Below are 24017 nucleotides of genomic sequence, written 5' to 3'. Positions count from 1 at the left end.
CTGTCCACTGACAGGGCTGTTTTGTTTCCAGTCATCAATTTCAAATTCCCTTCACGACGCAAAATCTATCCTCTTGAGTAGTCGTACATTTGTTTTTTCTTTGGCATAATGCTCGCCCTTACGCTTTTGCATGGATCTAGCTGTATTTTAATGATTGATATCGCCGACTTTTTTTCAAACCCGGGACCACTCGCCGACGTTATTCCAGGTTTTAGCCCTCGTGCTGCACAAACTGAAATGGCAGTTGCTGTCGCTGATACCATTAAAGATAAGGGCTCTCTCATTGTTGAGGCTGGAACAGGCACGGGAAAAACCTTTGCCTATTTAGCGCCCGCGCTGCTGTCAAAAAAGAAATTTATCGTTTCTACGGGGACCAAAAACCTGCAGGAACAATTGTTTCACCGCGATTTGCCTGTTGTTAAAAAAGCGATAGATAAAACAAAAAAAACAGCTTTGCTAAAAGGTCGTTCAAATTACTTGTGCTTGCATCGTTTATCACAGCATGGCGGTGGGAATACCTTACTCGAGAAAGAGGTGTTAAATGAGTTTAGTTCGGTACGTCGATGGGCGGAAACGACGAATACAGGCGATATAGGTGAACTGAAAACGATTAAGGAAGACGCCAAAGTCTTGCCTATTGTTACGTCGACGGTTGATAACTGTTTAGGTAAAGATTGCCCAAGTTATGAAGACTGTTACTTGGTTCAAGCCAGAAGAAAGGCCATGGAAGCTGACGTGATTGTTGTCAATCACCATTTGTTCTTTGCTGATCTTGCATTGAAAGACACCGGGTTTGGTGAGTTGGTGCCTGAAGTCGACGTCGTGATTTTTGATGAAGCTCACCAAGTACCAGATATCGCTAGCGAATATTTTGGTGTGAATATTTCTAGTCGGCAGATCCAAGATTTAACAAAAGATATTATAGCTATACAGCGAACTGGGCTGAAAGATGCTGACCAACTCGGTAAGGTTGCTGAAAAGTGTCAGTTGCATATGGCTGATTTACGCATGCTTTTTCCGCACAACCCTGCACGAGGTAATTGGCTGGAAAAATTAAAAGAGACAGATGTCTCTAAACAGATTGAAATTATAAAGCAAAACTTGAAGCAACTGGCTGAAGTAGCCATAGTTCAGCAAGGCAGAGATAAAGATTTAGACTTAATGATTGAGCGCATTGTCGACTTCATGGAGCGCTTGGATAAAGTGACCGATGACAGCAGCAACGGGGTGAGTCTATGGTATGAAACTACGCCAAGACATGTCGTTTTGCATCTCACGCCATTAAGTATCGCAGATAAGTTTTCTGGGATTATGGAATCTCAGAACTCTGCATGGGTATTCACATCCGCCACGCTGATGGTAGATGAAAACTTTGATCATTATCGTCAGTTGATGGGGCTTTTCAATGCGAAAACGCTCTCACTAGATAGCCCCTTTGATTACGCCAATCAGGCGATATTGTGTATTCCTCGCTTTTTACCCGAACCGAACGACAGGAGTATCAAGAGTAAACTTGTGGATATTGCATGTGGGTTAATTGATGCTAGTAAGGGCCGCGCTTTTATTCTGTTCACGAGTCACGCGATGATGCGAGAGGTTGCTGAACTGGTTGAAGAGAAAATTGAAAATCAAATTTTGGTTCAAGGAAGTACGACAAAGCAAGCATTATTAGACGAGTACCTGCGCGATCAGCAAGCTGTGCTGTTTGGCACCGGAGCTTTCTGGGAAGGGGTCGATGTAAAAGGTGATGACTTATTGTGCGTAATGATAGACAAACTGCCTTTTGCTTCTCCTGACGATCCTTTGCTTCAAGCGCGAATAGAAGACTGCAAGAAACAAGGTGGCAATGCTTTTGCTCAAATTCAGATCCCACAAGCAGTCATTACACTTAAGCAGGGAGCAGGGCGCTTAATTAGAGATGAAACCGATAAGGGTGTATTGGTTATTTGTGATAATCGTTTAGTTACTAAACAATATGGCCAGACATTTTTGAGTAGTCTGCCAGCCATGAAACGAACTCGCAGTTTAGAAACTGTATATGACTTCCTACAACAGATTGATTAAACCATGAAAATTTTAGCTATTGATACTGCCACTGAAGCCTGCTCTGTCGCATTGATGATAGACAATAAAATAGATGATATTTTTGAAATATGTCCGCAGCAACACAGTCAAAAAGTCTTGCCGATGATAGATACTTTGTTAAAACGGCATAATATCAAGCTCAAGGAGCTGGATGTCATTGCATTTGGTCGTGGGCCGGGCAGTTTTACAGGCGTTCGTATTGCGACTGGTATCGTGCAAGGTTTAGCTCTCGGAGCTGACCTTCCAGTGGTAGAAGTATCAACATTAGCAGCAATGGCGCAGCAAAACTATGAAGAACATGGTTTCACTCGAACCCATGCATTGATCGATGCGCGGATGGCTGAAGTTTATATGGGTGACTTCGAAGTCGTGAACGGTGTCGTAGTTGCCTTACAGGATGAGGCAGTGTTGTCGCCTACAGAGGCGCTCAAAAAATATGCTACTACAAGCACTAGTAAGGGTGTTACCATTGGGAAAGTAGGGACAGGCTGGGACGCATATCCAGACGAACTGAAGCAAAAAGAAAAAGAGCATGAAGCGGAGTCGATTAAGGTGCTGTATCCCTCCGCAAAGTTCATGTTGTCGATAGCTATGCAGTCACTTGAATCCGGAGATATAAAGTCTGTAGACGATTTATCGCCCACCTATTTGAGAGATAAAGTGACGTGGAAAAAGCTGCCAGGTAAAGAATAGCCTTAAAGGTGAGTGAGTGGATACAGCGAATATCAACAATACTAGTGCTATTTATATTAGCAAAGATGCGGTTCAAACAACGCAAGATAAGCCACTGCTGCGCCGCAGAGACTTTGATAGCGAGCAGCAAAAAGCTGCGCTTATCGAAGGCGAACAACTCGAGTCAACAAAACTAGTCGTTGGAAATGAAGAAGTGTTTCAGCGTGCTGAAGACTTCAAGCAAACTAGTAACTACGACGACACTGTCAATCTCCGTGTCAGGAAAGAGCTCGAATTGTATCAAAGCATCGACAAGCAAAATCAACGGGAAGATATTTCTCAACTGCTCGGTGTCGATATCTTTGCTTAAACGTAAAGTCTTGTTTGCTATTTTGTTCTGAACTGTTGTCGCTTTTATTGGTCAAATTTTGCGGTATAGTAGTATTAATGAATAGTGATTCGTTAAGTGTTCAGTTATTGACTCACTCGCTGTTGAAAGACGAAAAAAATACATACATCAACGATATGTAAAAATAAATACAAAAAATCAGTACCCACTGACTAATATGCAATACTCACTGGGAGTAAATATATGCCTTCTATTTTCAAAGTTTCCATCGCCGCACTTGCCCTGACTTTGGGTGGCTGCGCTATCTATCCTGACCCTATCGATATTGGAGAAGAAGTTGAACTCGTTAGTTATGAGACGATTGTCAATGGCGATCAGGCCGGTGTTGGTTTAAAAGCCCGTTGGGGCGGTGAAATTGTGGCCGTAGTCAATAAAAAAGACTATTCGGAAATCGAAATCCTACATTACCCCAACAACCATTATGGAAAACCAAGATTATCATCGGAGAGTGCTGGCCGTTTTAAAGTCAGAGTACGTGATTTTATTGACCCACTTGTATTTGAAAAAGGCCGATTAGTGACCTTTATTGGCGAGCTAGGTGAACCTGCCGAAGGTTTGATTGGAGAGCAAGCATATGTATATCCTGTACTGATTGCAGATGGTTATCATATGTGGAAAAAAACAGTCGATTACGAAGTAACCGCTTTCTCTTTCTCTCCATTTTCACCTTACTGGGCATTTGGTCCGCGCTATGGCTATCATCGAGGTTGGGGATTTCATCATCACAGTGGCACCGTTCGCGTGAAAGTGAAAGATGGCGCATCGGGAACTGTTGAAGCATCGCGACCTGTGGGACCATCTCAGGGTGATATTACGCAAGATCAGCCCGCCAGAGGCACTCAAGAAAAATAACTCAGCATTACCGCTTTGCTTGTTCTTGAAATAAGGCGATCAGATTAATCTATCGCCTTTTTTATTTTTGACGTTATACAAGAGTTTTTTGCATGCCAATAGAGCAAATACAATTCGAGCTAGGGAAGCAAACGATCGCGGCCTTAAGCAATAATAACCAGGGAAAGCCATTGCTGATTTTGGTCCATGGATGGTTGGATAATGCTGCTAGCTTTTCGGCCTTACTCCCAGAATTAGAAGCATATCATGCGATTGCAATTGATTTGCCGGGCCATGGTCTGTCTTCTCATCGCAGTCCCGATGCGCATTACCATTTACTAGATTACGTAAATGACTTACACAATCTAGTAGAGCAAAATGGATGGGACAAGATCGCATTGGTTGGACACTCTCTTGGTGGCATTATATCGAGTATTTACAGCGCAAGTTTCCCTGAAAAAGTGAGCAGTTTTGTTTGTATCGAATCTGCCGGACCACTGACCGAAGATGAATCAACGACGATTTCACAAATACGTGGTTCGATAGAAAGTCGTATCGCTGCGAATGGAAAGCCAATAAAACAACCAAATGACTTTGCGTCTATTGTTCAAGCGCGGCGGAGAGTAAGCGATTTATGTGAAATGAATGCAGAGACTATTTTGAGGCGAAATGTTCGAGAACTGGACAATGGTGATCTAGAGTGGACAACTGATAAACGACTCCGCACTCAATCGTCGATTAGATTAACATCACTTCAAGCTGAAAATATCGTCAAAAGCATACTTTGTCCCATACATGTTGTGTTGGGCGAAAGCGGCTTTGAAAAAGTGAAAAAGCTAATGAAAGAACGCCAAGGTTTATTTCAAAATTTACAGCTTACTAGCTTGAAAGGCGGGCATCACGTGCACATGGAGTCAGTTAACGAACTAGCGAGTATCGTTAAGAATCATTGTCAGTTGAAAATTTCAGATTAAAAATAGCCAGCTTGATATAAAATATAGTTCCTATTCATGAGATGAATGAGCAGGAAAGTTTATCTTTATGCAATCATCCTTTAGTATTACGGGGTTAAGTAGGGGCACGACACCCTCGTTAATTCAAAAAACAAATTAAGAAGAATAAGACTGTACCGGACTGTTTATGTCGAAGTGCAGCGTATCATTACTTTTTTAAAGGACATCAATGTGGAAAAAGTCTGGTTAAAGCATTACGACAAAGCCATGAAACCTGAAATAGATGTAGCAAATTTGCCTACTATTTTAGAAATATTTGAAACTTCTGTAACTGAATACGCTAACCAAACTGCCTTTATCAATATGGGGCACGAAATTTCTTTTGAAGACTTAGATGTATTATCGATGCAATTTGCCGCCTACTTGCAAAGCCAAGGCTTACAGAAAGGCGATGCCGTGGCTATTATGATGCCAAACTTACTTCAGTATCCAATTGCGCTTTTTGGTGTCCTTAGAGCCGGCATGACGGTTGTCAATGTGAACCCTTTGTATACGCCGAGAGAATTGCAGCATCAACTGACTGATGCCAACGTTAAAACGATTGTGATAGTTGATAATTTTGCTCATACATTGGCCAAAGTGATTCAAGATACGCCTGTACAAGAAGTTCTGTTGACCAGTATTGCTGATATGCTTCCCGCACCCAAACGCTGGATTGTTAATTTTGCAGTGAAATATATCAAAAAAATGGTGCCTGATTATGATTTGCCGAAGGCGAAACGTTTCACACAGGCAATGGCTATTGGCGAGAATCAAACATATTCAAGACCGAAAGTACTCCCTTCAGATATCGCATTTCTTCAATATACTGGCGGTACAACAGGTGTTTCTAAAGGAGCGATGTTAAGCCATCAGAATATGGTCGCAAACTTAGAACAAGTCTCAGGAACCTTGGAGAGTTCGGTGTCCATCGGCAAAGACATGGTAGTGACAGCATTACCGCTTTATCATATCTTCGCTTTGACCAGCAATTGCCTCACTTTCTTAAAATATGGTTGTCCAAACCTTTTGATCACTAACCCTAGAGATATGAAGGGTTTTGTTAGCGAACTCAATAAATACCCGTTTGCTATCATCACTGGCGTGAATACCTTATTTAATGGCCTGATCAATACACCCGGGTTTGCAGAGTTGGATTTTAGTAATTTCAGATTCGGACTTGGCGGTGGCATGGCTGTGCAAAGGCCTGTAGCTGAAAAGTGGCAGGCGATAACAGGCACTGTATTACTTGAGGGTTATGGCCTCACTGAATGTTCACCCGTCGTAACAGTTAATCCAACAAATATTAGCGAATACAAGGGCTCAATCGGGCTTCCTGTGCCATCAACGGATATTCGTTTAGTTGACGATGAAGGTGAGGACGTTGCTGAAGGCGAAGCCGGTGAAATGTTTGTTAAAGGTCCGCAAGTCATGGTGGGTTATCTGAATCGTCCTGAAGCAACTGACGAAATTATGTCAGATGGCTGGTTAGCAACGGGCGATATTGCGAAGATGGATGAAGACGGCTTTTTCTATATTGTCGACCGCAAAAAAGATATGATTTTGGTCTCGGGGTTCAATGTATTTCCAAATGAAATTGAAGAGGTTGCGGCAATGCATGACGGTGTCATGGAAGCTGCTGCGATCGGTATTCCACATGAAGTCTCGGGTGAAGTTGTGAAATTATTTGTGGTTAAGAAAAGCGACGACGTTACCGAGCAGCAAGTTATTGAACACTGTAAGTCTTTATTAACTGGATATAAAGTGCCAAAAACTATAGAGTTTCGCGACGAGCTTCCTAAAACGAACGTGGGTAAAATACTGCGTCGTGAACTAAGAGACTAATTGGCGTTGATTGAATTTGAATATATCGATACACAAAAAGCACTGGTAGAATACTGCGAAAAGATAAAATGGGCGAGCGCGCTAGCGATTGATACGGAATTTGTCAGAACGCGAACATTGGTGCCTCAACTTGGTTTAATCCAGGTTTATGATGGTGAACATTTAGCTCTGATAGATCCCGTTGCCATTGCTGATTTAAGCATATTCTCGAATATTCTTTGTGATGAATCCGTTGTTAAAGTATTGCATTCTTGTTCTGAAGATCTCGATGCCTTATGGCACAATCTAGGCGTCGTTCCATCGCCCTTATATGATACTCAGTTTGCAGCGAATCTATTAGATATGGGGCAAACTTTGGGCTATGCAAACCTCGTAGAGCAAATATTAGAAGTTCATGTAGATAAAGGAGAATCTCGCACTGACTGGATTGCACGTCCTTTATCGTCAGAGCAGCTCCACTATGCAGCTGCAGATGTATTTTATTTGCTGCCGGTCTATCATGACTTAGCAAAGCAGGTAGAAAGCTTAGGGCAAACAGATTGGGTTTTTGCTGAATCCGCCTTTTTATCGCAAAAAAAGCGCACTGACTTACCTTCTGAATATGCCTACTTATCTATAAAAAATAACTGGAAATTAGGTGCTCACTCACGTGAAGCGCTTAAATTGATTGCTGCATGGCGATTAGAACAGGCACAAAAAAGGGATATGGCCATTAACTTTGTGCTACGAGAGCAGTCTATGCTAGAAGTCGCAATGAAGCTGCCAGATACCAAAGCAAAGTTATTTCAGTTGCAATCGATAACACCGAAAGAAGCGAGGATCCATTGCGACACCTTGCTAGCATTTGTGATGCAAGCTCGTGCTACTGAGCAGGCTGATTGTCCCGGCAGAATTCAAAGACTGATTGACTTCTCAGCTTATAAAAAAGCACTATCTGAATTGAAACGTATATGTGACGAGTTAGCTGTTGAGAACAATACGCGGGCTGAAGTCTTGGCATCTAAAAAGCAGTTGAATCAGTGGTTAAAGTGGTGCTGGTTTGATTTTGATGAGTTAGACGCGATGGCACTCCAACCTGATATTATAAGTGGGTGGCGAAAGGCATTGTTTGTACCTAAACTACAAACACTTTTCGCAAAAGACAATACAGGACAATTCAATGCTTTGCGCAGTATATAAGTCTTCTAAAAAAGCCGACACTTACCTTTATACCCCGAAAAAAGCTGATTTCAGTGATGTGCCGCAAGCGTTGCTAGATATGTTTGGTAAGCCTATTTTTGTTATGCTGATACCGATGCATAAAGACAGAAAAATAGGACCTATCGATACGAAGCAATTGGCTGACGCCCTAAAAGAGAAAGGGTTTTATTTACAGTTGCCTCCCACAGAAGATAGTCTGCTGGTTAAACACCGTCGGCAAAAAGGCTTGAGCGATCAACCCGATAAAAAATTCTAATTGTGCATTAGCCCGCCTTATTTAGTTTATTCTCTATGGAGTTCTTCATGAATCAAACTCAGCTTGGACTGAAATTTTTATTATTCATTGTATTCATCACAGTGAGCACGTGTGTCACAGCGCAACAGAGTAGCTTCGATGAGTATCTTGCTTCCTTACGTCTCGAAGCCGAGCAAAAAGGCTATTCCAAAGCGGTGCTGGATGAGGCCTTTGCCACGATTCAGCTACGTGAAAAGGTAGTGACTGCGGATAAAAATCAACCAGAGAAAAAGCTAACGCTAGACACCTACTTGCAAACTAGAGTGCCGGACTGGAAGGTCAAACAAGCAGTAGAAAAACTGCAAGAACATGATGCCTTACTGACTAAAGTCGCGAAAAAGTACAATGTGCAAAAACGTTTTATCGTTGCTCTGTGGGGGAATGAGAGCAACTTTGGACGCATTCAAGGTTCGCACCCGGTACTATCTTCTTTAGTATCACTGGCTTATGACGGCAGACGTGAAGCATTATTTAAACGTCAGTTCTTCGCCGCTTTGACTATTCTCGACGAAGGGCATATTTCTGTCGAGCAGTTTACTGGCTCTTGGGCCGGCGCAATGGGACAAAGCCAGTTTATGCCTAGCTCTTTTTTAACTTACGCGGTGGACGGCGATGGTGACGGTAAGAAGGATATATGGGGTACACCAGAAGATGTGTTCGCCTCCATCGCTAACTTTTTATCTCAAGAGGGGTGGAATGGCAGTCAAACGTGGGGACGTCAGGTAAAACTCAGTGATAATTTTGATAAAACGCAAATTAATGCGCTATCGGGTTTAGCAAAAAGTAAAATGCTACCCTTGCAAGCATGGCAAAATTTGGGGGTCACACGGTTCGATGAAACCGCCTTACCGCAGGTTAATCTAAATGCCTCTCTGATTCTTCCAGATGATATTAACGGCAGGATTTACTTGGTCTACAATAACTTTCATACCCTGATGCGTTGGAATCGCTCTATGTATTTTGGCGTTTCTGTTGGTTACCTAGCTGATCGTATTCGAAAAGGTAGTTAAGGCTAAGCATGCAGGTGGACTATCAACATACAACATTAGACGGTACGCCGATTGAGCTTCCTGTAGGAAAGGCTATTTGTGTCGGTAGAAACTACCTTGATCATATTCAAGAACTGAACAATGCTGTGCCCGACAAAGCCATGTTATTCATGAAGCCAGCAAGTGCTTTATGTGATGTTCAAAAAGCCGTTTATATCCCGCAAAGTCTTGGCGAGTGTCATAATGAACTTGAAATTGCCCTATTAGTTGGTAAACGGGCGAGCAAGTTATCGCTGAATGACGCGGGGGATGTAATCGCTGGAATAGGCTTGGCATTAGATCTCACTTTACGCGATGTACAAAGTGAACTGAAAGCTCAAGGGCAACCTTGGGAGCGAGCTAAGGCCTTTGATGGTAGTTGTCCAGTGTCACCTTTCGTTTTAACGCAGGGTTTAAAGGCGGACGACCATTTTGAATTCAGCTTAAACGTGAATAGTGTCACAAGGCAATCAGGCGATACTCGATTGATGCTTAGACCTATGCTTGATTTATTGGTTGAGATTTCAGCCGTGTTTACCTTGCTCCCAGGTGATATAGTGTTAACGGGAACACCCAAAGGAGTAGGGCCACTTGAAGTTGGGGACTCACTCCAATTGACGCTGGATGATAAGATACAGCTGTCTAGCAATGTCTTACTGGCTGAATAAGCTCCATAATTTGAATCACAACTCGCAATTCCTTCAAAGGTTCATGAAATGAGAAAAACACCTTATACAAAATCGTTAATCGAGTCAGAATTTTGGCTGGATACAGCATTAGAGGATATGAACAGATCGCAGTGGGAAGCTATTTGCGATGGCTGTGCTAAATGCTGTCTTCACAAGTTCATGGACGATGATGACGCTGGCGATGTTGCCGAACATGAGCCCATGCCAACCAGTCAAGGCGTGGATGGTGAAGAAGTATTTTTTACGAATATCGTTTGCGAGCTTTTGCATACCAAACATTGTGAATGTACCCAATATGATAAGCGCAGTGAGTTGGTCCCGCATTGCGTTACGTTAACGAAAGAAAACTTAAAAGACATTTTCTATATGCCGAAGTCATGTAGCTATCGCAGAATGCATGAAGGGCGAGGGTTGGCGTCGTGGCACCCTTTATTGAATAAGGGTAAAAAAAGCAAAATGCATGAAAATGGCATTTCGGTGAGAGGACAGACAGTGAGTGAAAATGATGTAGACATGCAAAAGTTTGAAGACTACATCGTCACTTGGCCTTTGAACGATGTAGAGTAGCATGCCTATATCCTGGATTGGCGCTATATAGCGCCTTTTTAGCTATCGCCTTCTTAGACCTTTTTGCTCACAAATTGAGACATAAACATTAGGCCAAACACTGCAATATACATAACGAAGATGATTTGCATCCACTCAGCCATGCCCATCGAGAAGAACTGCCAAGTATTTTCTAAACAGCTACCTGGAGCGGCAAAGACATCGGGTATCCACTCATGCAATGGCATGAACGAAGGGAATTGAGGTTCAACAGGACAGGGTACGAAAAAGGCATTTTCGCTGAACAAAATTTCTTTGTGTTCAGAGGCTAAGACATAACCTTTAACAGCTGACGTTCCCCATATCGCATAGGCCATCATGCGCACTAAGAAGATATTACTAATTACTGGCAATAAACCGGCAAGCATAATACCGACGACCGCAGTTCGTTGATAGATGCACATTACGCATGGTTCAAGACCAACAACGTGTTGAAAATATAAAGCAGCAGCTAATAAGATAGCGCCAGATAAAAATAACAGTTGCCAAGCTGAACGAGTGTGTGACCAAAGTTGAATCTTGTATAACATCAAAACCTACTTATTTTCAGATAGTTAAATATACGCTAGCGTCCCTAATGGCGTTTGTTTGTGCCACTATCAAGCATCTCACTCGCACTATAGTGTTCGATCAGATGCTGGTCATATAGCTGTTCCGTGCCCTCGAATAAATCGAAATATACCGCAAGTTGCCCCGCGATGGCTAACATTATCTTATATGGCAATGCCATACAAATCGTTTGCTTGTCTAGGTTTTCGCTTGTTTTGTGAATAACTAAAGGATTATTACTTTCTTTGTCAAAACCATCTGGTACAATCAGTTAACTTTTTCGTTACATGTTGTCTGAGAGAAGAATGATATATAAGTCACAAAGCCCTGCAGGATTCGCAGAAGAATATATTGTCGAGTCTATTTGGAGCGGCCGTTTCCCACCGGGAACTATTTTGCCTGCAGAACGTGAATTGTCTGAACTTATTGGTGTAACGAGAACTACATTACGTGAGGTTTTACAACGTCTTGCTAGAGATGGCTGGTTGACTATTCAACATGGCAAACCGACGAAAGTAAACAATTTTTGGGAAACATGCGGTTTGAATATTCTCGAAACGCTTGCGCGCCTTGACCAAGATGGCCGTCCCCAACTCGTTGATAATTTACTTTCTGCGAGAACAAATTTAAGTGCCGTATTTATGCGCGCTGCTTTTAAGCAGAATGCTGAAAAGTGTAAAGAGATTATCGCCAGATATTCAGATGTGAGCCAAGATGGTAAAGCATTTGCACACTTCGACTACCAAATGCATCACGATTTAGCGTTTGCATCAAATAACCCTGTATACGTGCTTATGATGAATGGTTTTAGAAGTATTTATGCGCGTATTGGTGGTTACTTTTTCTCTCACCAAGCAGCTCGTGACGTAGCTACCGAATACTACCAACACTTACTTGAAGTGCTAAGCACTGATGATGCAGACCGTGTTATCGCTGTTGTGCGGAAGTATGGTATTGAGAGTGGTAAAATTTGGCAACAAGTTCGTAAAGATTTGCCTAATAATATCGTAGACTAGCCGCGACTCATCGTATCGTGACACTGTAATAATTCCATAGACTTTCTGAGGGCTCAGCATGACACATTCTGTTGACACACCATACCCACATTTATTTCGTCCACTTGATTTAGGCTTCACTACTCTTAAGAATCGAGTATTGATGGGGTCAATGCACACCGGCCTTGAAGAGGCGCCAAACGGCCATAAACGTATGGCGGCGTTTTTTGCAGAACGTGCGAAAGGCGGTGTGGGCTTGATTGTGACAGGTGGTATCGGACCGAATGATGAAGGGGCTACTCATGCCATTACTAAGCGTTTGGATTCGGACGAAGCGGTAGAGCACCACAAAGAAGTCACCGCAGCAGTGCATGCAGAGGGTGGTAAGATTTGTATGCAAATTTTGCACACCGGCCGCTACGCTTATAACAAAGACCTAGTTGCTCCTTCAGCAGTACAAGCACCTATCAACCCTTTTACGCCAAAAGAACTGGATGAAGAAGGCATTCAAAAGCAAATTGATGATTTCGTGTTTACCGCTGAACAGGCCAAACGGGCGGGTTACGACGGCGTTGAAATTATGGGTTCGGAAGGGTACTTCTTAAACCAGTTTATTGCCGCTCGAACCAACTTTCGTTCTGACCAATGGGGCGGTGAGTATAAAAACAGAATAAAACTGCCCACAGAAGTGGTACGCAGAGTGCGTGAGGCAGTCGGTGAAAAGTTTATTATCATTTATCGATTGTCCATGTTGGATTTAGTTGAGGGTGGCTCTACCTATGAAGAAGTGGTTGAACTTGGTTTAGCCATAGAGCAAGCCGGAGCGACGATTATCAATACCGGTATTGGTTGGCACGAAGCTCGGATCCCAACTATCGCAACAAAAGTTCCTCGCGCTGCTTTTACTTGGGTAACCGCTAAGTTCCGAGAGGCTTTAAATATCCCAGTCATTACTTCGAATCGTATTAATACGCCCGAAGTGGCTGAAGAAGTACTAGCACGTGGCGATGCTGATATGGTCTCTATGGCGCGACCGTTCTTAGCAGACGCCGAGTTTGTAAACAAAGCAAAAGCCAATAAAGCCAGTCAAATCAATACTTGTATTGGCTGTAATCAGGCCTGCCTAGATCACGCATTTGAAGGCAAGATGACCAGTTGTTTGGTTAACCCAAGAGCCTGCCACGAGACTGAGTTCAGCATTGAACCATGCACTGCAGTGAAAAAAATCGCAGTAGTTGGCGCGGGTCCAGCGGGTTTAGCGGCTGCAACAACAGCGGCACAGCGAGGTCATAAAGTGACTCTGTTTGATGCCGACAGTGAGATTGGAGGGCAATTTAACATTGCCAAGCAAGTACCGGGGAAAGAAGAGTTTTACGAAACAATCCGCTATTTCGGTGTGATGCTAAATCTGTATGGGGTTGATGTGCAATTGAACACTAAAGTGTCAGTAGAGGATCTCAACAATGCCAATTTTGATGAGGTGATACTAGCCACGGGTATAGTGCCTAGAACACCAGAAATTGAAGGCATCAACCATCCAAAAGTGTTGTCTTATATTGACGTGCTGAAACATAAAAAGCCGGTGGGTAAAAGTGTGGCTGTCATGGGTGCAGGCGGTATCGGTTTTGATACATCAGAATTCTTATCTCATGGCAAACAATCGACCAGTACAAATATCCCAGCCTTTATGAAAGAGTGGGGTATTGACATGACGTTCTCATCGCGAGGCGGTGTTGAAGGAGTGAAAGCCTTGCCTGAGCCTTCGCCGCGAGAGATCTTTTTACTTCAGCGTAAATCGTCCAAAGTTGGTGCGGGTTTAGGTAAGACGACAGGTTGGGCACATAGAGCAGGTTTAATGATGAAAGGCGTTAACATGCTCGCTGGTGTCGAATATGTAAAGATTGATGACGCAGGTCTGCACATACGGATCAATGATGATGAGCAAGTATTGCCGGTAGATAATGTGGTCATTTGTGCTGGTCAGTTGCCGCGTCGTGAGTTGTCCGAAGGCCTCAATGCGCCTTGCCATTTAATCGGTGGTGCGGATGTTGCTGCTGAATTGGATGCGAAACGAGCAATCGACCAAGGTACGCGCTTAGCGGCGAGTCTTTAAGCGAAAGAAAGTTGTCGCTCTTTGATCGAGCTATCGTTCAAAGAGCGTCATTGTTTGTTTCTCTGGGTCAAACCGCATTTCAAAAGCACGCAGCACGTTCATACCCAGCAATCCGGCGAAGCGACCTTTTAAATTTTCGTCGGGTAAAATTATCACACTCACTTGGTTCACTTCAATCTCGCCCAATACTAGCTTATCTAAGCGATACAATGGAGCCTGAATACCACCGCCAGCTGTTTGTACATTGAAATAGCCAATAAACTCCTTTTCAGCGGAAGCAATCCTTTCGAAACTGCTTTGATTAATTGCAGTTGTTGAGGCCCCGGTATCTAAAAGCAATGTGTATCGTCGCGGACCAATTTTCGCAGGCACAAAGAACTGCTCTCCATTGCCAGCAACAGGCACGCTACGCTTACTTAAGGACACGGTTTCTTCTAGCTCATTCGGGGCTATTTCGTCGAGCTCGGGCGTTTCGTTACGCTGGTACATTTGAGTTCGCAGACCTTGCGCTCTTGCATCATTGGATGGCAATGCTGCCAGCGCGTTTTCCATGAGTACAAATTGTTCTAATTGGCCATAGGCGCGAGCTAGAGCGAGTATATAGCGTTTATTCAGTGGATCTATTTGAATGAGAGGCTCGAGAAAAGTTGCGAGTAACTCCCATGCTCCATCTCCCGTCAATTGACGAATAACACTTGTTGTATTAACAGTAATAATTTTTTGAATGTTTTCTATTTCTTGTGCAGGCAGTGGTTTATCTAACAGATTGTAATAATTGGCAATAGCGACATTCAAACTTTCTGTATGTAAAATCATGTCGGCTTCGATTAGCCATGCACGATAATCATCGGGATAGCGTTTTAGGTATTCACGTAAAGGAAGGATCAGCTCTACAAATTGACTGTTTTTTTGCAGGCGAGTCAATAAGTTAAAGAGTTCGTCTGCGCTCAGTGTTTGAGGTGATTGATAAGCAACTTCTGCTTCTTGGGATAGACGTATATTTTCTTCCTGAACATCATTCGACAGGGAGGGGAGCTCTTTAGCAGCAATCACTTCCTGGGGGGCTTTATCTCGCTCAGTGTCAGTATCACTTATATTCAGTTGGCCTGTTTGTTTTCTGTCTAAATTGACGATCAAGTATGCATTGAGTGCTAAGGATAGGACCAGTAAAAGTGACAAAAACTTCGTCATTGTGCTTCTGCCTCGTTTTTATTTTCATTAAAAACGAATGCATGACTACCTTCAGAAGCCGTGCCATAAATATCAGTGAATTCCGAAGGCATCTTTTTGGGTGTGCCTCTGGATAAAGAGACACACACAAAATGTGTTTGTGCGGTAAAAACCGTTTTTTGATGCTTGAGTGAAATAAACTGAAAAGCGCGACTTAATCTAAACTTGCTATCACAATCGGTAATCCACGTTGCACAAGCAAGCTCATCACCCAAATGAGCTGCAACGTGATAATTCAATACATGTTGCTGAATAACCATGCCGCGATCTAGCCGTCTGTAGTCTTGCATGCTCAAACCAAGATGCTTGGAATGTTGCCATGCCAAGGCTTCAAGTTGGCTGACATAAGCCACATTGTTGACGTGTTCATAATGGTCGATGTGTTGTTCACTAATGGTCCACAAAGATACAAATGCACCAGGACGTTCCCATGCTAGAGAGGCATAGTATGCGCTGTCTTGTTTCAGTTCGTGAGCGATTGCCTGAGAGTGTAGTTCTTTGTTGACAGAGTGCTTAGTAGACATTCCTTTGATAAACTCGTGTTTTGCCGCAATTGAATACTCAGGTTAGCCTGAAATGAGATACAATGGCACCAGAAATATTCAATTTATCTATAAAAAATGTAAACGCAGCTTATGACGCTAAGTATGACTCAACATTGCGAACCTGATGCACAAGACCTTATTCGACTGTTTAATGCCTGCTTCGAAACCTCATTAAATACGATACTAATAGGAAATGGAAAAGAGCCAATTTACTTGCCAGCAGATGCTGAAAACGCCCATCACCGTATTATTTTTACTCAAGATTACTTCTCAAGTGCATTGCACGAAGTGGCCCATTGGTGCGTAGCCGGCGAGAGCCGACGTCAGAAAGTGGATTATGGCTATTGGTATCTACCAGACGGTCGCAATGCTCAGCAACAAGCGAAATTTGAGTCAGTAGAAGTGAAGCCTCAAGCATTGGAGTACGCATTCTCACTAGCATGTAATGTTCCGTTTCGGGTAAGCATAGATAATTTAAGTGGAGAGACAAGTTGCAGTCGTCCATTTGAAAATGCGGTGAGCGAGCAACTAAAAAGCTACATCATGAATGGATTTAACCAACGAACAAGCGTTTTTTTGAATGCACTTCACGCATTTTATCAAACGCCGGAGTTAAGCATAGATGCGACAATGTAAATTAGGTCTTATCGTCAACCCCTACGCAGGTATTGGCGGTGCTTTGGCCTTAAAGGGGAGCGATGGTGCTAAAATCCGAGAAGAAGCGCTGAATGCGGGAGCGGAAAAGCTAGCTCCGATGAAAATGCAAATGGCACTGGAAGAATGTCGAGACTTGTTTCCAGATATCTTTGTGTACACTGCAGAGGGAGAACTCGGTGGCAATCTAGTGAAAACCTTGGGATTGCAGCATGAATGCGTTTATCGCCAACAGCACGAACAAACAGAAGCAGTAGATACGTGTTTAGCGCTAGAAAAGATACTTGAAGCCGATGTTGATCTGATTATTTTTGCCGGTGGCGATGGGACTGCACGTAACGTTTGCGAAATTGTTGGCACTACGGTCCCTGTCATTGGTGTGCCTGCAGGCTGCAAAATCCATAGCGGTGTCTATGCGATTACACCAAGAGCTGCAGGAAAAGTATTGTCTCAAGTAGTGAAAGGCGAATTGGTCACATTGATGCAAGCCGAAGTGAAAGACATTGATGAAGCCGCGTTCAGGACAGGTAAAGTCATTGCAAAACACTATGGTGAAATGCGGGTACCAGAAGAACTGAAATATATCCAAGCCGTTAAAATGGGGGGTAAAGAATCCGATGAACTGGTGCTTAGCGATATTGCTGCCCATGTGATTGAGTTGATGGACGATGAACCCGAGACGCTATTTGTTATGGGCTCAGGTTCTACTGTTGATGCAATTATGGGGGAGCTGGGACTACCAAATACTTTGTTGGGCGTTGATTTAGTGAAAGACCAAGCGCTACTTGCCAATGACTTAACAGCAACTCAAATTCTTTCTGCTTGTGCGGGTAAGAGCGTCAAAATTCTGATCACCTTAATTGGTGGCCAAGGTCATATTCTTGGCAGAGGAAACCAACAGTTATCGCCGGAACTCATCGCTCAAGTGGGTAAGAGCAATGTGTTGGTTGTAGCGAGCAAAGGAAAGCTTGAAAGGCTCGACGGACGACCTTTAATTTCTGATAGCGGTAGTCCGGAGGTTGATAAAATGATGGCTGGCCCCATCCCTGTCATTACTGGGTTCCATGACATGGTGCTATATCCTGTAATTGATGTTTAGAAGGTGAAGTGAATGACTAGCGACACACGCTTTTTTGAAAATGTAGATAAGATGCAAAGCCACCTAGATTCGTTTATCGTTGATGGCTCAGACCAAGAACTATTCATAGCGAGTTATCTTCACGGCCATTTCGATGTTGCGGTAGCCGAGACAGAAAAGAAACTAGAATCTCAAGAACTCGTTCCAGATGCTGCGTTGCAGAGTCTTCATGATATCCTTCATTTAGCTTTAGACAATGCATTCGCAAATCAAGAGCTAAGTGATAAAGATGCTGTTCAAGTGCGCGAACTTCTAAATAATCTGTTTTAACTCTTCCCTTCAGTGGCTGCTTAGCACTCGATTTAAATTAAAAAGATGCGTTTTTGCATATTGGAACTTTTCTTGCAGTTCATGAGCATGAAAACCAATGTCCACTATGTGAGCATCTATTGTGAAAAATACATTTAATAGCTTTGCCCTGTTTGTTTTGAGTGTTGCCAGCCTGATATTGCTGTTTGCATTGTCGGGGTGTTCAGTGATCACTCCCTCGGCAAACGCGCAATCTATAAAACCTAAAGTTGCCCTTGGCAATGCGGAGCTGCACACGCACGAACTCGCCAATGAACTGTTTGCGGCGATGCGACCAGATCGGAACTATCGATTTGCTGTTGCAGGCTTTGTCCCAGTAGATACCTTCAAACCGAACGCCGAGCACCAAGGTCCACTGATGTTGTTGGGCCAACAGTTAGAGCAAGGTCTCATTACTGAAGCTGTAAAAAGGGGATTTATCGCCACTGACTATAAAGCGGCAAATAGTATCACCATTACGGAAAATTCTGACCGCATATTGACTCGAGACATTGCTCAGTTGAATCCAGTTCAACGTGTCGACTTTTTTATTACTGGCACAATTACACATCAACAACAGGGCGCAGTTGTCAATGCCCGCGTCATCAATGCAAGAACCAAAGACGTGGTTGCTGCTGCAACGAAGTTCTTCCCTGGTGATATTTTTTGGCAAACAGAACAAGTCACGACGCGTGGCGGCAAATTGTATCGAATTGAAAATCCATCTGACGGAGCAACATTATGAAGCTACTCACTACCATTGCACTTTTAATGCTTATACAGGGCTGCACAATGCTCCCTGATATGAATCAATTCAGTTTGTATTCGGCTGATGAGGAAGTTGTTGTATCTGAAAGCGACGAAATTGTAAACGTTGATGCTCTGGATACGCAAACTGCTATGCAAGAGACAGAACAGCAGCAGGATGCGATTGATGAGTTTGGCGCTATTGTTCGTCCGGCAGTTTATTCAAGCGTAAATGGTGCATATAAGAGTCGTCCTTTGGCTAAGCACATCGGTGATTATGTAAGAAACATGGCTCAAGATTTAGTTTCAAATATGGAATATGTCACTGAGAGAACACCGGTTGCAGTGACACATTTTTCGTTGATAGATAGCGACTTGAAAGAAACTAACCTCTTGGGTTACCAAATTGCGGAGTCTTTTACTCACGAATTCCACAAATTCAGAATGCCGGTTGTTGAATTTAAAGCAACCCAATTTATTCGAGTGACAGACACTGGTGATTTCGTCTTATCGAGAGATTTTCTTGATTTAACCAGTACCACACCTATTCAGTATGTGCTCACCGGCACGATGACCAAACATCAAGGTGGGTATATCGTTAATGCGCGTATGTTAGGTATGGAGTCAAATGTGATTGTTGCTAGCTCACAAATGTTTATTCCTTTTTACGTGGTAGATGCGCTGATCCCTAGCGAGTCGAGTAAAACGGCTGAAATCGTTGATGGCGTCCGCTTAATCAGAGGAGAGTAATATGAGTCGCTTCGTCAAATTAGTGGCCTTGACTTCAGCCGTGTTGGTGCTCAATGCTTGTGCTGTTGGCAGAATGCTGACAGCGGGCTACACACCACCACCATTGGTTGAAGGGTTGTCACCGTCAGATTATTCGGAAGAATTAGAACAGCCTAAGCCAGGTGTTAATGTGCGTAACGGTATTTCCTTGGATAATTATAAAGGAGAAGCGCCGGCTCCATTATTGCCAAATGCGGCAGCTCATAGTGTTCAGCCTTGGCATACGCCATCTAGCCTGTTCCGTCCTAGTTTTGTGCATAAGTCATTGGCAGATTACGCTGCACAATTATCCATGGAGCTACTGAAAAACAGCTCAGGGATGAAACAAGATGACTTAATCGGTGTCGCCTCGTTTGTTAGGTTAGATCGTAGCTTGCAACAGACTAATGTGTTGGGTAATCAGTTGTCGGAATACTTTATTTCAGAAATTCAGCAATTTGGTTTGGCCGTCGTTGACTTCAAAACAATGGACGCAATCAGTGTGACTGAAAGAGGCGACTTTGTTTTTTCAAGAAACTCCTTTGAACTAGCGAAAGATCTGCAAATGGACCATATGTTGTCTGGGACTCTTATCGATAAAGCCAAAGGGGTGCAAATCAATGCCCGTATTATTTCTATCGATAGTAAACGTGTGGTTGCCAGTGCATCAGTCTTAATTCCACACTTTATTGCTGATAGTCTTCGCCCTGAGTTTGTTAGTCGAGTTGAGCACAGTACAAATTAACGTCAAGCTATCGTCGCCTGATCAAATCTCGAATAAGGAAGCGGTTGGGATTGAGAACATTTAGCAAGGTATTGTCCATCGGCAGTGGTTCGCCCATCATTTGATTAACTAAAACCTCGGCTGCTAAGGGCGCTGTTGTTAATCCCCGAGAACCTAAGGCTGTTAGCATAAAGACATTTTTCTTTACTGACGGTATGGGGTAATAACTGTCTGGTTTCGCTTTATACAGTTCATTCAACTCATCTTGCTGAAGATCAAAATTCGGCAGTGCACCTACCGCAGGAAGATGATCGGGTAAAGAGCACCTCAGCGCTGCTCTGCCAGGTGATGTTTGTTGATTTAATGTCAGTGCATCAGACCACTTGGCTGCATGCATTGCTTTTTGATGCATGGCCAAATTAATCTCGGCTTCGCTAACTCGATATTGTGTATTTAATTCGTTTTTGACGTAAGTTGACCCCATTGCATGAAAACCTTTCATGGCGGGTGTCATATATCCCTTGTGACACAATACGGTTGCTAAATTCGAAAATTCATTTTTACTTGGAATACTTTCTACTTGCCCTCGTGTTAGACGAAAGGGAAGTGACAAATGTTCGAACTGTGGAGACTGAGCGCCGCAAGCCAGAACAAGGGCATCGACACACTCGCTGCGTCCATTTGAAAAGTGTAACTGCAGAGTTTGTGGATCTGTGTCATAAGAATCTAAACGAAAGTCTGTTTTAACTGAAAAAGTATCTTTTGCTGCTGCAGTAATGCACGCGTTAACACAGCTGTGTACTAACTCGGGAGGAGATATCCATCCCCCTAATGGTAGGAATAAACTCTGATAGGGTATTTCTACCCCTGCGACTTCACTTGCTTCTTTGGCGTTTAGTTTGTGCACTAGGCTTGTAGGCCAAGTATTGTTGCGGATCATATTCTGATAGCGGCTTGTCACATTGTCATTAAACGCTAATTGCAGAACGCCACACCACTGGTGAGCGAAATGGTGACCCGAGTTTAACAAGTCGTCATAAAAGCGACGTGCATACAAAAAGCTATGGGCGTGGACTAGACTTGCGTTGCCAGCTTCAGCATTTAGCTGAGGATAAAAACCGCCTTGGTCATTGCCTGAAGCCCCTTTGGCAATAGCATCGTCTGCACAATAAAGGGTAACTTTGTGTCCGCGTTGAATCAGTTTTAATGCGGTGATTGCACCAGCAATACCTGCACCAACGACGCCAATGTGTTGCCCGGCCTTATTTGTATCAAGCAAAGTATGTCGGTAGAAGATGGGGGCTTGCTTTGTGTCAGTGCTATTGGCAATAAAGTGTCCTACTAACATTTCACGTTTTCTGCCAAATCCTTTTTGCTTCCTTACATCAAAGCCATATTCCTGTAGTCCACGTTTGACTGCACCAGCTGCTGTGAATGTGGCGAAACTGGCATTTGGCCTACTTAATCTAGCAATGGCATTAAACAGAGCGGGTTGCCACATAGAATTGTTTTTACTGGGGGCAAATCCATCTAAGAACCAAGCGTCGACTCTTCCTTGCTCATATGAATGCGCTGCTGAAAAACCTTCGGTGGCGTCGCCCAGAAATAGGTCGAGGATCACACTGCCATTGAATAAGCTCAAACGATGAAAACCAGGAAGTAGGGATGGATAGGCATTCAGCAATTCCGTGGCTTCGGTATTTAACTCGGGCCACAGTCGCAAAGCAAGTTCCAAATCATCCGGGTTAAGCGGGTATTTCTCTGTACTGAGAAAGAAAAGACGTTCAAGTGTTGAAGATGGATTCTGTGCCTGAAATTCAAGAAAACGCTTCGCGCTTAGAAGAAAGTTAAGTCCCGTACCAAATCCTGTCTCACCGATACAAAAATAAGTGGCATTCGTATTTTGCCATTGACTTGCGAGTTGGTTACCATCAATAAACACATATTGAGTTTCAGCTAAACCATTGTCGTTCGAAAAATACACATCGTCGAACTCAGTTGCGATAGGGGTGCCTTGTTCATTGAATTTGATAGATGCAGTTTGGATGGTCAAAGCGATAACACTCAAATAAATTTAGCTGAAAACACGGAAACTCATAGCAAAGACCGCGACTTTTGGGTCTCAATTTTTCTTAACAGATAATTAACTATTAAAATTATACTGAAAAAGTATATCATGGCTTTTGAAATGATGATGCTAAATATCAGACCACTTGCAAGACAAAACAAGTTAATATGGCGCGCTGAATAACGGCGTGATTTTCTCGTCAAAACAATAATAATTAAGCAACAACAAATTGGGTGAAAAATGAGAAGAGCAGTAATTACTGGTCTCGGCATTGTATCGAGCATAGGTAACAACAAACAAGAAGTGACGGATTCTCTAAAACAAGGGCGCTCGGGTATTACTTTTTCTCAGCAATTTGCTGATATGGGCCTGCGTAGCCAAGTTTGGGGTGACTTAAAGCTAGAATTATCAGAACACATTGACCGTAAAGCCCTGCGCTTTATGGGTGATGCGGCAAGTTACGCATATATTGCAATGCAACAAGCAATTGAAGATGCTGGCTTGAGTGAAGAGCAATACTCGAACGAGCGCGTTGGTATCATTGCGGGCTCTGGTGGAGCGTCTTCAGAAAACCAAGTGATATCAGCAGACGTTTTACGTGAGAAAAGTGTAAAACGTATCGGTCCATATATGGTCACACGCTGCATGGGCTCAACGGTATCTGCATGTTTGGCAACACCGTTTAAGATAAAGGGTGTGAATTATAGTATTTCTTCGGCATGTGCCACGAGTGCGCACTGTATAGGGAATGCACTTGAGATGATTCAGTTGGGTAAACAAGATATGGTGTTTGCCGGTGGTGGCGAGGAATTGCATTGGGCACTGTCTAGCCAGTTTGATGCGATGGGTGCTTTGTCGACCAAATACAACGATGATCCAACAAAAGCGTCGCGTACCTATGATGCAGCAAGAGATGGTTTTGTGAGCTCTGGTGGCGGTGGTATGGTCGTTGTTGAGGAACTAGAGCATGCGCTAGCACGAGGCGCGAAAATTTATGCTGAAATAGTTGGCTATGGTGCAACGTCTGATGGTTATGACATGGTCGCTCCTTCTGGTGAAGGTGCGGTAAGATGCATGAAGCAAGCCTTGCAAGGCATTGATCAAAAAGTCGATTATTTGAATACTCACGGTACCTCGACACCTGTTGGCGACGTGAAAGAGTTAGAAGCAATCCAAGCGCTGTTTGGTGAGGATAGCCCACCAATGAGTGCGACTAAATCACTAACGGGTCACGCCTTAGGGGCTGCTGGTGTGAATGAAGCAATCTACAGTTTGTTAATGATGGAAAATGATTTTATTGCACCATCTATTAACGTTGAAGAGCTGGATGAAGCGGCTAAAGGTTTAGATATTGTGACCACCACCAGAGATGCAAAGTTAGATCTTATTATGTCTAACAGTTTTGGCTTCGGTGGCACGAATGCGAGTTTGGCATTTAAGAAGTATACAGATTAAGTTTCTACTGCTGAATTGTGAGATAAAGCCATTCTATACGAATGGCTTTTTTACATTCCTACAACGATAAAAACCTTAGTAGCACAACAAA

General features: G+C 43.3%; 25 protein-coding genes. 20 read left to right on the top strand and 5 right to left on the bottom strand.

Annotation, left to right across the window (positions count from 1 at the left end; genetic code table 11):
- Positions 1 to 150: 150 nt before the first annotated feature.
- From yoaA to RM544_RS05155, 11 genes are all read left to right on the top strand, one after another.
- Complete coding sequence (yoaA, locus tag RM544_RS05205) at positions 151 to 2064, top strand: DNA repair helicase YoaA (RefSeq protein ID WP_311360692.1); 1914 nt, start codon at positions 151 to 153, stop codon at positions 2062 to 2064.
- 3 nt (positions 2065 to 2067) lie between these two features.
- Positions 2068 to 2778 carry a tRNA (adenosine(37)-N6)-threonylcarbamoyltransferase complex dimerization subunit type 1 TsaB gene (tsaB, locus tag RM544_RS05200; RefSeq protein WP_311360691.1) on the top strand — a complete coding sequence of 237 codons (711 nt, stop codon included), beginning with the start codon at positions 2068 to 2070 and terminating at the stop codon, positions 2776 to 2778.
- A 16-nt stretch (positions 2779 to 2794) separates the two neighbouring features.
- Complete coding sequence (locus tag RM544_RS05195; protein WP_311360690.1) at positions 2795 to 3127, top strand: hypothetical protein; 333 nt, start codon at positions 2795 to 2797, stop codon at positions 3125 to 3127.
- A gap of 222 nt (positions 3128 to 3349) precedes the next feature.
- Complete coding sequence (locus tag RM544_RS05190) at positions 3350 to 4018, top strand: Slp family lipoprotein (protein ID WP_311360689.1); 669 nt, start codon at positions 3350 to 3352, stop codon at positions 4016 to 4018.
- Between the two features lie 92 nt (positions 4019 to 4110).
- On the top strand, positions 4111 to 4971 hold the full coding sequence (locus RM544_RS05185; RefSeq protein WP_311360688.1) for an alpha/beta fold hydrolase: 861 nt from the start codon (positions 4111 to 4113) through the stop codon (positions 4969 to 4971).
- A gap of 210 nt (positions 4972 to 5181) precedes the next feature.
- Entirely contained in the window at positions 5182 to 6834 is a 1653-nt protein-coding gene (gene fadD, locus RM544_RS05180; protein WP_311360687.1) for a long-chain-fatty-acid--CoA ligase FadD, read from the top strand.
- Positions 6835 to 8013, top strand: a complete 1179-nt coding sequence (gene rnd, locus RM544_RS05175) for a ribonuclease D (RefSeq protein ID WP_311360686.1) — start codon at positions 6835 to 6837, stop codon at positions 8011 to 8013.
- On the top strand, positions 7994 to 8290 hold the full coding sequence (locus tag RM544_RS05170; RefSeq protein ID WP_311360685.1) for a YcgL domain-containing protein: 297 nt from the start codon (positions 7994 to 7996) through the stop codon (positions 8288 to 8290). Before rnd ends, RM544_RS05170 begins: the two co-directional genes overlap by 20 nt.
- 47 nt (positions 8291 to 8337) lie before the next feature.
- A complete protein-coding gene (locus RM544_RS05165; protein ID WP_311360684.1) occupies positions 8338 to 9339 on the top strand; it encodes a lytic murein transglycosylase in 1002 nt (333 codons plus the stop codon).
- An 8-nt stretch (positions 9340 to 9347) separates the two neighbouring features.
- On the top strand, positions 9348 to 10025 hold the full coding sequence (locus tag RM544_RS05160) for a fumarylacetoacetate hydrolase family protein (RefSeq protein WP_311360683.1): 678 nt from the start codon (positions 9348 to 9350) through the stop codon (positions 10023 to 10025).
- Positions 10026 to 10073: 48 nt separating this feature from the next.
- A complete protein-coding gene (locus tag RM544_RS05155) occupies positions 10074 to 10613 on the top strand; it encodes a YcgN family cysteine cluster protein (RefSeq protein WP_311360682.1) in 540 nt (179 codons plus the stop codon).
- Between the two features lie 53 nt (positions 10614 to 10666).
- Here the strand turns inward: RM544_RS05155 and dsbB are convergent, their stop codons facing one another.
- Both dsbB and RM544_RS05145 read right to left on the bottom strand, forming a co-directional pair.
- Entirely contained in the window at positions 10667 to 11182 is a 516-nt protein-coding gene (gene dsbB, locus RM544_RS05150) for a disulfide bond formation protein DsbB (RefSeq protein ID WP_311360681.1), read from the bottom strand.
- Positions 11183 to 11226: 44 nt separating this feature from the next.
- Positions 11227 to 11382 carry a hypothetical protein gene (locus tag RM544_RS05145; protein ID WP_311360680.1) on the bottom strand — a complete coding sequence of 52 codons (156 nt, stop codon included), beginning with the start codon at positions 11380 to 11382 and terminating at the stop codon, positions 11227 to 11229.
- A gap of 124 nt (positions 11383 to 11506) precedes the next feature.
- On the opposite strand from RM544_RS05145, the gene fadR reads away from it, so the two are divergent.
- Together fadR and RM544_RS05135 are read left to right on the top strand one after the other, a co-directional pair.
- On the top strand, positions 11507 to 12217 hold the full coding sequence (fadR, locus tag RM544_RS05140) for a fatty acid metabolism transcriptional regulator FadR (RefSeq protein WP_311360679.1): 711 nt from the start codon (positions 11507 to 11509) through the stop codon (positions 12215 to 12217).
- Positions 12218 to 12275: 58 nt separating this feature from the next.
- Positions 12276 to 14309 (top strand): FAD-dependent oxidoreductase, encoded by a 2034-nt coding sequence (locus tag RM544_RS05135; RefSeq protein ID WP_311360678.1) that lies wholly within the window; start codon positions 12276 to 12278, stop codon positions 14307 to 14309.
- A gap of 30 nt (positions 14310 to 14339) precedes the next feature.
- On the opposite strand, the gene RM544_RS05130 is transcribed toward RM544_RS05135, so the two are convergent.
- A complete protein-coding gene (locus RM544_RS05130) occupies positions 14340 to 15500 on the bottom strand; it encodes a retropepsin-like aspartic protease family protein (RefSeq protein WP_311360677.1) in 1161 nt (386 codons plus the stop codon).
- Positions 15497 to 16063: an acyl-CoA thioesterase gene (locus RM544_RS05125; RefSeq protein WP_311360676.1), complete on the bottom strand. Its 567-nt coding sequence runs from the start codon at positions 16061 to 16063 to the stop codon at positions 15497 to 15499. The genes RM544_RS05130 and RM544_RS05125 overlap by 4 nt, the downstream gene beginning before the upstream one ends.
- A 123-nt stretch (positions 16064 to 16186) precedes the next feature.
- On the opposite strand from RM544_RS05125, the gene RM544_RS05120 reads away from it, so the two are divergent.
- The 6 genes from RM544_RS05120 to RM544_RS05095 all read left to right on the top strand — a co-directional run bounded on the left by RM544_RS05120 (position 16187) and on the right by RM544_RS05095 (position 20424).
- Positions 16187 to 16720 carry an elongation factor P hydroxylase gene (locus RM544_RS05120; protein WP_311360675.1) on the top strand — a complete coding sequence of 178 codons (534 nt, stop codon included), beginning with the start codon at positions 16187 to 16189 and terminating at the stop codon, positions 16718 to 16720.
- Entirely contained in the window at positions 16707 to 17837 is a 1131-nt protein-coding gene (locus RM544_RS05115; RefSeq protein ID WP_311360674.1) for an ATP-NAD kinase family protein, read from the top strand. The genes RM544_RS05120 and RM544_RS05115 overlap by 14 nt, the downstream gene beginning before the upstream one ends.
- A 12-nt stretch (positions 17838 to 17849) precedes the next feature.
- Positions 17850 to 18146 carry a YfcL family protein gene (locus RM544_RS05110; RefSeq protein WP_311360673.1) on the top strand — a complete coding sequence of 99 codons (297 nt, stop codon included), beginning with the start codon at positions 17850 to 17852 and terminating at the stop codon, positions 18144 to 18146.
- Between the two features lie 121 nt (positions 18147 to 18267).
- Positions 18268 to 18909, top strand: a complete 642-nt coding sequence (locus RM544_RS05105) for a FlgO family outer membrane protein (protein ID WP_311360672.1) — start codon at positions 18268 to 18270, stop codon at positions 18907 to 18909.
- Positions 18906 to 19661, top strand: a complete 756-nt coding sequence (locus RM544_RS05100) for a FlgO family outer membrane protein (RefSeq protein WP_311360671.1) — start codon at positions 18906 to 18908, stop codon at positions 19659 to 19661. Before RM544_RS05105 ends, RM544_RS05100 begins: the two co-directional genes overlap by 4 nt.
- Position 19662: 1 nt before the next feature.
- Positions 19663 to 20424: a FlgO family outer membrane protein gene (locus tag RM544_RS05095; RefSeq protein ID WP_311360670.1), complete on the top strand. Its 762-nt coding sequence runs from the start codon at positions 19663 to 19665 to the stop codon at positions 20422 to 20424.
- Between the two features lie 7 nt (positions 20425 to 20431).
- On the opposite strand, the gene mnmC is transcribed toward RM544_RS05095, so the two are convergent.
- Complete coding sequence (mnmC, locus tag RM544_RS05090; RefSeq protein ID WP_311360669.1) at positions 20432 to 22456, bottom strand: bifunctional tRNA (5-methylaminomethyl-2-thiouridine)(34)-methyltransferase MnmC2/FAD-dependent 5-carboxymethylaminomethyl-2-thiouridine(34) oxidoreductase MnmC1; 2025 nt, start codon at positions 22454 to 22456, stop codon at positions 20432 to 20434.
- A 255-nt stretch (positions 22457 to 22711) separates the two neighbouring features.
- Between mnmC and fabB the strand changes: the two genes are divergently transcribed.
- On the top strand, positions 22712 to 23926 hold the full coding sequence (gene fabB, locus RM544_RS05085) for a beta-ketoacyl-ACP synthase I (protein WP_311360668.1): 1215 nt from the start codon (positions 22712 to 22714) through the stop codon (positions 23924 to 23926).
- Positions 23927 to 24017: the final 91 nt, after the last annotated feature.

The organism is Brumicola blandensis (assembly GCF_031846165.1).
GTDB lineage: Bacteria > Pseudomonadota > Gammaproteobacteria > Enterobacterales > Alteromonadaceae > Glaciecola > Glaciecola blandensis.
This window is presented reverse-complemented; position numbering and strand designations above follow the sequence as displayed.